Below are 11,214 nucleotides of genomic sequence, written 5' to 3' on the forward strand. Positions count from 1 at the left end.
TCGGTCAGGGCGCGCCCCCCCCCGGCGGCCCCGGCAGACCCGCGCGGGGCCCGGGCGGCCGCGTCCGCACGGACCCCTTTCCGGGACGTTAGAGCAGGCCGGTCAGCCCGCCGCCTCGACGCTCTCACCGGGTGGGCGTCCGCTCACCCGTTCGGACTCAAGGGCGGACTGGAGGATCACCACCGCGGCGGCCTGGTCGACCACCGAGCGCCCCTTCTTCGCCTTGACGCCGGAGGCCCGCAGCCCGTGGGTCGCGGTGACGGTGGACATCCGCTCGTCGACCAGCCGGACCGGCACCGGGTAGACCCGGTTGGCCAGCCGCGCCGCGTACGCGCGGACCTTCTCCGCCGCCGGGCCCTCCTTGCCGCTGAGCGAGCGCGGCAGCCCGACGACCACCTCGATCGCGCCGTACTCGTCGACGATCGCGGCGATCCTGGCCTGCGACTTCACGCCGGCCGGGACGGTCTCCACCGGGGTGGCGAGCACCCCGTCGGGGTCGCAGGACGCGACCCCGATCCGGGCGTCACCGACGTCGACGGCGATCCGCCGCCCACGCCTGAAGGGCCTCTCCTCGAACTCCATCAGGAGGCGCGCTCCGCGACCAGGCCGCGCACCGCGGCGATGGCCTCGCCGACCGCGGCCGGGTTGGACCCGCCGCCCTGGGCGACGTCGTCCTTGCCGCCACCGCCGCCGCCGAGGGTCTTGGCGGCGACGCGGACGAGCTCGCCGGCCTTGATGCCGCGGCCGCGGGCGTCCTCGTTGGTGGCGATCACGGTCAGCGGGCGGTCGTTCGCCACGGTGAAGGCGGCGACCACGGCCGGGCGCGAGCCGAGGCGGCCGCGCACGTCCAGGACCAGCTTGCGCAGCTCGTCCGCGCCGACCCCGTCGGCGACCCGGGCGGCCACCACGGAGATGCCGTGCACGTCCTCGGCCGAGTCGGCCAGGCCCGCCGCGGCGGCCAGCACCTTCTCGGCGCGGAAGCGCTCGATCTCCTTCTCGGCGTCCTTGAGCTTGGTGAGCATGCCCGAGATCTTCTCCGGCAGCTCCTCCGGGCGGCCCTTGACCAGCTCGGTGAGCTGGGAGACCACGGTGTGCTCGCGGGCCAGGAACTTGTACGCGTCGACGCCGACCAGCGCCTCGACGCGGCGCACGCCGGAGCCGATCGAGGACTCGCCGAGCAGCTTCACCAGGCCCAGCTGGGCGGTGTTGCCGACGTGGGTGCCACCGCACAGCTCCTTGGAGAAGTCGCCGATGGTGACGACCCGGACCTCGTCGCCGTACTTCTCGCCGAACATCGCGATGGCACCGGCCTTGCGGGCCTGGTCCATCGTCATGACCTCGGCGGTGACCTCCAGCTCGCGGGTCAGCACGTCGTTGATCTTCTGCTCGACGTCGGTCAGCACGCTGCCCGGCACGGCGGCCGGCGAGCCGAAGTCGAAGCGGAAGCGGCCCGGGGCGTTCTCGGAGCCGGCCTGGGCGGCCGTCGGGCCGAGCGCGTCGCGCAGCGCCTGGTGGGTCAGGTGGGTGGCCGAGTGGGCGCGGGCGATCGCGCGGCGGCGGTCGGTGTCGATCGTGGCGTACGCGGACGCGCCGAGCACGACCTCGCCGAACAGCACCCCGCCGGAGTGGACGATCACGCCCGGGACGGGCTGCTGCACGTCGCGGATCTCGACGACCGCGCCGGACTCCAGCCGGATCCGGCCGTGGTCGGCGAGCTGGCCGCCGCCCTCGGCGTAGAACGGGGTCCGGTCGAGGATGATCTCGACCTCGTCGCCCTCGGAGGCGGCCGGCGACGGGACGCCGTCCACCAGCAGGCCGACCACGGTGGCCTCGCCCTCGGTGAGGGTGTAGCCGGTGAACAGGCTCGCGCCGGACTTGTCGGCGACCTCGCGGTACGCGGCGACGTCGGCGTGGCCCATCTTCTTGGCCTTGGCGTCCGCCTTGGCGCGGTCCCGCTGCTCCTGCATCAGGCGGCGGAAGCCGGCCTCGTCGACCTGGAGGCCCTGCTCCTCGGCCATCTCCAGGGTCAGGTCGATCGGGAAGCCGTAGGTGTCGTGCAGCTTGAAGGCCTGGTCGCCGGAGAGGACGGCGCCGCCGGCCTGCTTGGTCTCGGTGACCGCGGCGTCCAGCAGGCTGGTGCCGGCCTTCAGGGTCTGCAGGAACGCCGACTCCTCGCCGACGACGACCGTCTCGATGCGCTTGCGGTCGGCCTCCAGCTCCGGGTACTGCGGGGCCATCGCCTTGATCGCGATGTCGATCAGGTCCTTGGCGACCGGACCGGTGGCACCCAGCAGGCGCATGTTGCGGATGGCGCGGCGCAGGATGCGGCGCAGCACGTAGCCGCGGCCCTCGTTGCCGGGGGTGACGCCGTCGCCGACCAGCATCAGGCCGGTGCGGATGTGGTCGGTGACCACGCGCAGCGACACGTCCGACTTGCGGTCGGCGCCGTAGGTGTGGCCGGTGAGCTCGGCGGCGCGGTCGAGGATCATCCGGCTGGTGTCGATCTCGAAGAGGTTGTCGACGTCCTGCAGGATGGCGGCGAGGCGCTCCAGGCCGAGGCCGGTGTCGATGTTCTTGCTCGGCAGGTCGCCGAGGATCTCGAAGCCGTCCTTGCCGTCGCCGTGACCGCGCTCGTACTGCATGAAGACCAGGTTCCAGATCTCCAGGTAGCGCTCGCCGTTGACGGCCGGGCCGCCCTCCTCGCCGTACGCGGGGCCGCGGTCGTAGTTGATCTCCGAGCACGGGCCGCACGGGCCGGGGACGCCCATCGACCAGAAGTTGTCCTTCATGCCCAGGCGCTGGATGCGCTCCGAGGGCACGCCGATGACGTCACGCCAGATCTGCTCGGCCTCGTCGTCGTCCTTGTAGACGGTGATCCAGAGCTTCTCCTTCTCCAGGCCGTAGCCGCCGTCCGCGACGGGGGTGGTGAGCAGGTCCCACGCGAACTTGATGGCTCCTTCCTTGAAGTAGTCGCCGAAGGAGAAGTTGCCGCACATCTGGAAGAAGGAGCCGTGCCGGGTGGTCTTCCCGACCTCCTCGATGTCCAGGGTGCGCACGCACTTCTGGACGCTGGTGGCGCGCGAGAACTGCGGCTTGACCTCGCCCAGGAAGTAGGGCTTGAACGGCACCATGCCGGCGTTGACCAGCAGCAGGGTGGGGTCGTCGGCGACCAGGGACGCCGACGGAACGACGGTGTGGCCGCGCTCCTCGAAGAAGCGCAGCCAGCGGCGGCGGATCTCAGCCGACTCCATTAGTGGTCCTTCCGGTTCGGGGTGCCACCCCGCGGCGGCAGGGCGCGGCGGGGCGTTTCTTCAATGGCTCTGGGGGTCTTACGGGCACTGCTGGACGGAGGCAGGGCGGCGGCCGGACTGCCGGGCGCCGCCGAGATAGCTCGGTACTGCGGTTCGCCCCGCAGGGCCCGGCGCTCGCGCCGGGGCTCGACGACGGCGGTGCCGTGGAGTCCGAGGTCGTCGCGCAGCTGGTCCTCGCGCTCGGCCATGCCGGCCTTCACGTCCTGGGCGAACTGCTTGGCCAGGTCGCCCAGGTGCAGCGCGCCGCGCGCGGCGGTGCCGGAGAGGCTGTCCGGGGTGAGCCGGTGCACGGCCTCGTTGGCCTTGTTCATGGCCCAGACGGTGGCGCCGGCGCCGACCGCCATCCAGAAGATGCGTCGCACCACGGCGTCAGCCCCTCACCGCGCGCCGGACCCGGGACAGCAGGCCGCCGCGCGGGGCGGTCGCGGCGCGCACCTCGGCCCGGATCAGCCGGGCCAGCTCCTCGCGCTCGCCCGGCTGGGCGGGCACGGACGGGATGCCGCCCTGCTGCCTGGCGACCGCCTTGCGGACGCCGTAGCTGAAGGCCGCGACCTTCACCAGCGGCCCGCCCAGGGTGGCCGCGACGGTGGAGGAGAGCGCGTTGGCGTTGGCGGCGGCGTCCTGGACGTTCGCGGTGATCTCGTCGACCCGCTCCAGCTGCTCGTTGGCGCTGCGCACGGCGGCGCCCGCCTCGGTCAGCAGCGGCACGGCCTGCTCGGTGACGGCGGAGACCAGGACGGTGGCCTCCTTGAGCACCCGCGAGAGGCGGACCAGCACCACGGCGAGCAGGGTGACCAGGACCGCCCAGAACACGGCGACGAGCAACCCGGCCAGCTCTCCCACGGACACCTTTGCGCGCTCCCTCGCCTTGCTGTTCGCCTTGCTGTTCTCCAAAACGGAACCCTATCGCGCCCACGCCCGGTTTCCGGACCGGGTGGGCGGTGGCGCAGCGGGCCCGGGGGCCCGTATCCGGGCTCCCTCCCGCGTGCCGTCGCCGGGGAACGCGCCGCGCCCGCCCTCCGGGCGGACGACGGGAGTCCGAAGACGGGCCCGTGATCCGGTCGGGTGTGCGAACCGCCCGCGTAACCTACCGGCCGGTCACCTCGTTCTGCCAGGCGGGTCGTCGCCCGTACGGCCCGACGCACGTCCGGGCCGGTACGGTCCGGGCCCGGAGCACGGGGAGCAGCGCTTGGCCGGCGACTGGACAGCACAGCCTCGGGAGGCCGGCCCGCGCCGGCGCGCGGCGCAGCCCGGTCGGCTGCCGGCCGAGGTCACCGGCTTCGTCGGCCGTCGGCGGGAGCTGACCGAGCTGGCCGGGCTGCTGGCGAACGCCCGGCTGGTGACGGTCACCGGGCCGGGCGGGGTCGGCAAGAGCCGGCTGGCGCTGCGCGCGGCGGCGCGGGCGACGGGCGCGTTCCCGGACGGCACCTGGCTGGTCGACGTCGCCCCCGTGCAGGACCCGCTCCTGCTCGGACACGCCGTCCTGGAGGCGCTGCGGCTGCCGCACGGCACTGCCCGGCCGCCGCTGGAGGTGCTGACCGAGCAGCTGGCCGGCCGCCGGCCGCTGCTCCTGCTGGACGGCTGCGAGCACCTGGTGGAGGCCTGCGCGGAGCTGGCGGACACCCTCCTGCGGGCGGTGCCCGGCCTGCGCGTGCTGGCCACCAGCCGGGCGCCGCTGCGGGCCGGCGGCGAGCACCTGTACACGGTGGCTCCGCTGCCGGTCGGCCCGGTGGCGGACGGGCGGCCGGGGCCCGGCACGCTGCCGGACGCGGTGCAGCTGTTCGCCGAGCGGGCGCGCGCCGTGCTGCCCTCCTTCACCGTGACGGAGGCGAACGCCGAGGCGGTGGGCCTGCTGTGCCGTCGGCTGGACGGCATCCCGCTCGCCGTCGAGCTGGCGGCCGGGCGGCTGCGCGCGCTGTCCGTCGAGCAGATCACGGCCCGGCTGGACGACCGCTTCCGGCTGCTGACCGGCGGTGCGAGAACGGCCCTGCCCAGGCACCAGACGATGCGCACGACGATCGGCTGGAGTCACGAGCTCTGCACGGTGCAGGAACGTTTACTCTGGGCCCGCCTCTCGGTCTTCGCCGGCGGCTTCGACCTGGAGGCCGCCGAGTACGTGTGCGCCGCCGAGGGCGTCGACGCCGAGGACGTCCTCGACCTGCTCTCCGAACTCGTCGCCAAGTCCGTCGTCCTGCGCGAGGACACCGCCTACGGCGTCCGCTTCCGGCTGCTCGACACCCTGCGCGAGTACGGCGGCACCTGGCTGCGCGCCGCCGGCGACGAGCAGCGGCTGCTGCGCCGCCACCGGGACTGGTACCTGGGGGTCGCCACCTGGGGCGAGGTCGAGTGGTTCGGCCCCCGGCAGGCGGAGACCGCCGAACGCACCGGGCTCGCCCACACCAACCTCCGGGCCGCGCTGGAGTTCTGCCTCTCCGAGCCCGGCGAGGAGCAGCTCGCCCTGCTGATGGCCGGCACGCTCTGGTTCTACTGGGTCGGCAGCGGCCACCTCGGCGAGGGCCGGCACTGGCTGGACCGCGCCCTCGCCCTGGCCGGCGAGCCGACCGAGGCACGCGCCAAGGCGCTCTGGGTGACCGGCTACATGGCGACGCTCCAGGGCGACCTGCCCGCCGCCCGTCCGGCCCTGGAGGAGTGCCGCCGCCAGGCCCTGGCCACCGGCGACGACCGCGCGCTCGCCTACGCCGTCCACCGGCAGGGCTGCGCGGCCCTGATCGGCGACGAACCCGGCCGCGCCGCCGAACTGTTCGAGGAGGCGCTGTGGCACTACCGGACGATCGGCGAGCTCAACAGCAACGTCCTGATGGCCATGCTCGAACTGGGCCTCGCCTACGTCTTCCAGGGCGACCGGGAGAGCGGCGAGCTGTGGTTCGGCCAGGCCCGCGAGGTGTGCGAGGAGCACGGCGAGCAGTGGGCGTACGCGTACGTGCTGTACGCGATGGCCTTCTCGCACTGGATGGACGGCGACGTCCGCCCGGCCCGGGTCCTCGCCCGGGAGAGCGTGCGGCTCAACCACCTGTTCCACGACCTGCTGGGCATCGTCCTCGGCATCGACCTGCTGGCCCTGCTGGAGACCGAGCCCGCCGGACCGGACGTCCCGGGCGACCTGCACGAGGCCCGGCTGCTCCAGGGCGCGGCGCACCGGATCTGGCGCACGGTCGGCACGCCCTTCCTCGGCTCGCGGTTCTTCTTCGGCCCGCACCGGCAGTGCGCCGAACGGGCCCGCGCCGGGCTCACCGAGCAGGAGTACGAGGACTGCTACGCGGCGGGCGCCCGGCTCGGCCTCGACGCGGCGGTGTCCCGGGCCCTCGGCACCGGCGGCTCCCCGGGCGGGCCCGGGCCGGGGCCGGGCCCGTACTCCGTCCCGCCGGCCCCGGCGCCCGCGCCGGTGCGGAATAGCTGAAGCTTGCGGATTGCTTGAGGAGGCAAGTACCAAGCCGGAAGGAGCCACCGTGGCCGTCCACACCGCCGCCGACGAGTACCGCCGGGCGACGCTCTACTTCGAGTCCAAGGCGTACAGCGAGGCCGCCCGGATCCTGGCGGCCGTGCTCGCCGAGGAGCCGGCCAACCTCTCGGTCCGCCTGCTGCTCGCCCGCAGCTACTACCACTCCGCCCAACTCCGCAACGCCGAGGCCGAGTTGATCCGGATCCTGGAGGCCGACCCGGCCGAGGACTACGCCCGGCTGATGCTCGGCCGCACCCTGGAGCGCCAGGGCCGCGCCGCGGAGGCCCGCCCGCACCTGCGGCTGGCCGCCGCGATGGCCGGCGAGAGCGCCTGAGCCGGGCAGCGGTTCCGGACGGGCTCCGAAAAGGGGCGAGCCCCCACCACCCCGAGGGGCGGTGGGGGCTCGCTGTGGTTCCGCGAAGTGCAGGACCAGCCGCGGGTCAGCGCGAGTAGTACTCGACGACCAGCTGCTCGTCACAGATCACCGGGACCTCCTTGCGCTGCGGCGCACGGTCCAGGCGGAAGGCCAGGGCCTTCAGGTTGACCTCGAGGTACTTCGGGGTCTGGCCCTCACCCGCGTAGCCACCCTCACGGGCGACCTGGAAGGGGACCTTCTCCTTGGAGCGCTCGCGGACGGTCACCACGAAGCCCGGCTTCATCTGGAACGACGGCTTGTTGACCTTGCCGCCGTTGACCTCGATGTGGCCGTGGACGACCATCTGGCGGGCCTGGTAGATGGTGCGGGCGATGCCCGAACGCAGGACCAGGGAGTCCAGACGGGTCTCCAGGTCGGCGACGAGCGCCTCACCGGTCTTGCCCTCGGCCTTCTTCGCGCGGTCGAACGCGCGCGCCATCTGCTTCTCGCTCAGGTCGTACTGGGCGCGCAGACGCTGCTTCTCGAGCAGACGGACCTTGTAGTCCGAGTTCTGCTTGCGACCACGGCCGTGCTGGCCGGGCGGGTACGGGCGGGCCTCGAAGTACTTGACGGACTTCGGGGTCAGCGGCACGCCGAGCGCACGCGCGATCTTGACCTTGGGGCGCTTCTGGTTCGCCATGAACCAAACCTTCCTTGCTTTCGAATACGGCTTCACCAGGTGTTGACGGAGGTCGCAAGTCGCGACCCGGAGAAAACCCCGCCGCCTGCGCGGTGGGATCAGCCGCTCTCCGGAGCCGGGCACGGATGTGCTTGTCGCACGGACGATCCAGTGGACTGGGCCGCCCGCGACACCGAGACGGTGCGCGACGCTCCTGGTGCGGACCCCTCGGAAGGGGCCTACGGCCGGCGTCCCGCTGGTGCGGCCGGTCGGTGGGGTCTCCCCCGCCGCCGTCCCGGGACGTGGCACTCCGATCGAGTATACCGGGGCGCGTGCATACCGTTCACTCGCCCCTGAGCCGGCCCCTCGTCCACTCCACGACGTCCGCGTAGCGGGCCTCGCCGCCGCGCCGGGTCGGCTGGTAGTAGTCCTTGCCGTGGACCGCGTCCGGCGCGTACTGCTGGGCCGCGATGCCCTCCGGCAGGTCGTGCGGGTACTGGTAGCCCTGGCCGTGGCCAAGCTTGCCCGCGCCGCCGTAGTGCGCGTCCCGCAGGTGCGGCGGCACCGCGCCCGCAAGGCCCTGCCGGACGTCCGCCAGCGCCGCGTCGATCGCCAGGTAGGCCGCGTTCGACTTGGGCGCCAGGGCCAGCGCGATCGCCGCCTGGGACAGGATGATCCGCGCCTCCGGGAAGCCGATCAGCGCCACCGCCTGGGCCGCCGCGACGGCCGTCGCCAGCGCCGTCGGGTCCGCCAGGCCGACGTCCTCGCTGGCCGAGATCATCAGCCGCCGGGCGATGAAGCGCGGGTCCTCCCCCGCCTCGATCATCCGGGCCAGGTAGTGCAGCGTGGCGTCCACGTCGCTGCCGCGGATCGACTTGATCAGCGCGCTCGCCACGTCGTAGTGCTGGTCGCCGTCCTTGTCGTAGCGCACCGCCGCCTGGTTGACGGCCGTCTCGGTGGTGGCCAGCGTGATGCTCGGCTCGCCCTTCTCCAGCGCCGCCCCGGCCGCCGCCTCCAGCGTCGTGAGCGCCCGTCGGGCGTCCCCGCCGGCCAGCCGCACGAGGTGGTCCTCGGCCTCCTCGGTCAGCTCCAGCGCACCCTCCAGGCCGCGCGCGTCGGCCATCGCTCGGCGCAGCAGCGCGCGGACGTCGTCGTCGGTGAGCGACTCCAGGGTGAGCAGCAGCGAGCGCGACAGCAGTGGCGAGATCACCGAGAAGTACGGGTTCTCGGTGGTCGCCGCGATCAGGGTGACCCAGCGGTTCTCGACGGCCGGCAGCAGCGAGTCCTGCTGGGCCTTGGAGAAGCGGTGGATCTCGTCCAGGAAGAGCACCGTCTCGCGGCCGGACATGCCGACGGCCCGCCGGGCGCCGTCGATGACCGCGCGCACCTCCTTGACGCCGGCGGTGATCGCGGACAGCTCGACGAAGCGCCCCTCGACGGCCTGGCTGATGACGTGCGCGAGCGTGGTCTTGCCGGTGCCGGGCGGGCCCCAGAGGATCACCGAGCTGGTCGCGGCCGGCCCGCGCGAGCCGGACACCAGCCGGCGCAGCGGCGAGCCGGCCTTGAGCAGCCGGCGCTGCCCGGCGACCTCGTCCAGGGTGCGCGGGCGCATCCGCACGGCCAGCGGGGCCCGGCCGGGCTCCTTGGCCTGGCGTTCCTCGGCGGCGGCGGTGAAGAGGTCCGGTTCGTCCACACCGGAAGCCTATGCGAGGGTGCGGACAGGCCTACCGCTTCCGGCGGTCCAGCAGGACGACGTCGAACTCCTCCACCGACACGATGGTGGCGCCGACGGCGGCCGAGGCCTGCGCCCGGGCGTCGGCCTGCGGCCCGCGGGAGGCCTCCAGGCTCGCCCGGTCGGCGAAGATCGTGCCCACCACGGCCCGGCCGCGCGCCCGGTCGACGAGCATCGCGCCGGTGACGAAGCCGTCGGTCTTCTCCAGCAGGGGCAGCGCCCGCTCCCGGAAGACCTCCGCCAGCCGGTCCACCTTGGCCGGGTCGACCTCGGCCCGCACCAGCCGGAACCCGGCACCCGGCCCGGCGTCACCGGGCGGGGCCGCCGCGACGGCCTCCCACACGTCGGTGGCCACGGTGCCGGCCAGCGGCGCGAGCAGCTCGGCCCGGCGCTCGCCGAGCTCCCGGTCGCTGTCCCGCTCGGCCTGCGCGGTGTCCCACCACGAGCTCATGGTGATCTTGCCCAGCGCCCGGTCGGCGTACAGCCCGTAGCCGAGGTAGCCCGGCTGCGGGGCGAGCAGCCCGACGGCCTCGGTGCGGAGCCCGTCGAGGGTCCGGTCGATCCGATCGGGGTGCCCGGTGGCATAAACGGTACGGACGAACATGAGCACGCCTCCCGACGTCGCAGGGCGCCACGGGGGCCCGATCGCAGGAGTGCGGCGCCCGGATAAGCCCCGTCTACTCCAGTCTGGCAGCGTGGTCCGGAACGTACTTCTGGAGGTCGCGCGGGGGCCGCTGGTAGCCGCGCGGGGCCGGGCGCGGCGGCAGGGCGATCCTCGGCGCGGCCACCTCGTGGTACGACACGGTGGACAGCAGGTGGGCGATCATGTTGACCCGGGCCCGGCGCTTGTCGTCGCTCTCCACCACGTGCCACGGCGAGTCCGGGGTGTCGGTGTAGACGAACATCTCGTCCTTGGCCCGCGAGTAGTCCTCCCAGTGGGTGATCGACTCGACGTCCATCGGGGAGAGCTTCCAGCGCTTCATCGGGTCCTCCAGGCGGTCCCGGAAGCGCCGCTCCTGCTCGGTGTCGCTCACCGAGAACCAGTACTTGCGCAGCAGGATGCCGGCCTCGATCAGCATCCGCTCGAAGGTCGGGCACTGGTGCAGGAACTGCCAGTACTCCTCGTCCGTGCAGAAGCCCATCACCCGCTCGACCCCGGCCCGGTTGTACCAGCTGCGGTCGAACAGCACGATCTCCCCGGCCGCGGGCAGCTGCTCGACGTACCGCTGGAAGTACCACTGGCTCTTCTGCCGCTCGGTCGGGGTCGGCAGCGCCGCGACCCGGGCGATGCGGGGGTTCAGATACTCCGTCACCCGCTTGATCGCGCCGCCCTTGCCCGCCGCGTCGCGGCCCTCGAAGACGACGACCAGCCGGGCGCCCTCGACCCGCACCCACTCCTGGAGCTTCACCAGCTCCTGCTGGAGCCGCAGCAGTTCCCGCTCGTACGGCCGCTTCGCCAGTCGCTGCACCTTGGCCACCCGGGATCCTCCGTCCAACCGCTGATGATCCCTCACGGTAGGCGCCGAAGGCCGGATCCGCAGGTCGTGGGCGGACGTGGGCGGGGGGGGCGGGCCCCCCCCCCCCCCCCGCCCCCCCCCCCCCCCCCCCCGGCGCGCGACCCAACCAAAAAACATAGCCCCCACCAGCCCGGCCCGGGCCAATTACGGGTACCAAAAA

At 73.5% G+C, this 11,214-nt stretch carries 10 protein-coding genes; 2 read left to right on the forward strand and 8 right to left on the reverse strand.

Features of this window, described 5'->3' with window-relative positions; all coding sequences use genetic code 11:
* Window positions 1-102: 102 nt before the first annotated feature.
* Genes ruvX through ACFV4F_RS02305 form a run of 4 tightly spaced genes read right to left on the reverse strand, consistent with a single transcriptional unit; the run spans window position 103 to window position 4,160 of the window.
* Window positions 103-582: a Holliday junction resolvase RuvX gene (gene ruvX, locus ACFV4F_RS02290; protein ID WP_359973184.1), complete on the reverse strand. Its 480-nt coding sequence runs from the start codon at window positions 580-582 to the stop codon at window positions 103-105.
* On the reverse strand, window positions 582-3,251 hold the full coding sequence (gene alaS / locus ACFV4F_RS02295) for an alanine--tRNA ligase (RefSeq protein WP_380437971.1): 2,670 nt from the start codon (window positions 3,249-3,251) through the stop codon (window positions 582-584). The genes ruvX and alaS overlap by 1 nt, the downstream gene beginning before the upstream one ends.
* Complete coding sequence (locus tag ACFV4F_RS02300) at window positions 3,251-3,676, reverse strand: DUF6167 family protein (protein WP_380437973.1); 426 nt, start codon at window positions 3,674-3,676, stop codon at window positions 3,251-3,253. The genes alaS and ACFV4F_RS02300 overlap by 1 nt, the downstream gene beginning before the upstream one ends.
* A gap of 4 nt (window positions 3,677-3,680) precedes the next feature.
* A complete protein-coding gene (locus tag ACFV4F_RS02305) occupies window positions 3,681-4,160 on the reverse strand; it encodes a DUF948 domain-containing protein (RefSeq protein WP_380500141.1) in 480 nt (159 codons plus the stop codon).
* 340 nt (window positions 4,161-4,500) lie between these two features.
* Between ACFV4F_RS02305 and ACFV4F_RS02310 the strand changes: the two genes are divergently transcribed.
* Together ACFV4F_RS02310 and ACFV4F_RS02315 are read left to right on the forward strand one after the other, a co-directional pair.
* Entirely contained in the window at window positions 4,501-6,729 is a 2,229-nt protein-coding gene (locus tag ACFV4F_RS02310; RefSeq protein ID WP_380500142.1) for an ATP-binding protein, read from the forward strand.
* 49 nt (window positions 6,730-6,778) lie between these two features.
* A complete protein-coding gene (locus ACFV4F_RS02315) occupies window positions 6,779-7,105 on the forward strand; it encodes a tetratricopeptide repeat protein (protein ID WP_380500143.1) in 327 nt (108 codons plus the stop codon).
* A 106-nt stretch (window positions 7,106-7,211) separates the two neighbouring features.
* On the opposite strand, the gene rpsD is transcribed toward ACFV4F_RS02315, so the two are convergent.
* The 4 genes from rpsD to ppk2 all read right to left on the reverse strand — a co-directional run bounded on the left by rpsD (window position 7,212) and on the right by ppk2 (window position 11,015).
* Window positions 7,212-7,826 (reverse strand): 30S ribosomal protein S4, encoded by a 615-nt coding sequence (gene rpsD / locus ACFV4F_RS02320; protein WP_030240707.1) that lies wholly within the window; start codon window positions 7,824-7,826, stop codon window positions 7,212-7,214.
* A 322-nt stretch (window positions 7,827-8,148) separates the two neighbouring features.
* Window positions 8,149-9,498, reverse strand: coding sequence for a replication-associated recombination protein A (locus ACFV4F_RS02325; protein WP_380500144.1), 1,350 nt, complete (start codon window positions 9,496-9,498; stop codon window positions 8,149-8,151).
* A gap of 31 nt (window positions 9,499-9,529) precedes the next feature.
* Window positions 9,530-10,141 carry an antibiotic biosynthesis monooxygenase gene (locus ACFV4F_RS02330; protein ID WP_380500145.1) on the reverse strand — a complete coding sequence of 204 codons (612 nt, stop codon included), beginning with the start codon at window positions 10,139-10,141 and terminating at the stop codon, window positions 9,530-9,532.
* Between the two features lie 73 nt (window positions 10,142-10,214).
* On the reverse strand, window positions 10,215-11,015 hold the full coding sequence (ppk2, locus tag ACFV4F_RS02335; RefSeq protein WP_380437983.1) for a polyphosphate kinase 2: 801 nt from the start codon (window positions 11,013-11,015) through the stop codon (window positions 10,215-10,217).
* Window positions 11,016-11,214: the final 199 nt, after the last annotated feature.

This window comes from Kitasatospora sp. NPDC059722, from assembly GCF_042733235.1.
GTDB lineage: Bacteria > Actinomycetota > Actinomycetes > Streptomycetales > Streptomycetaceae > Kitasatospora.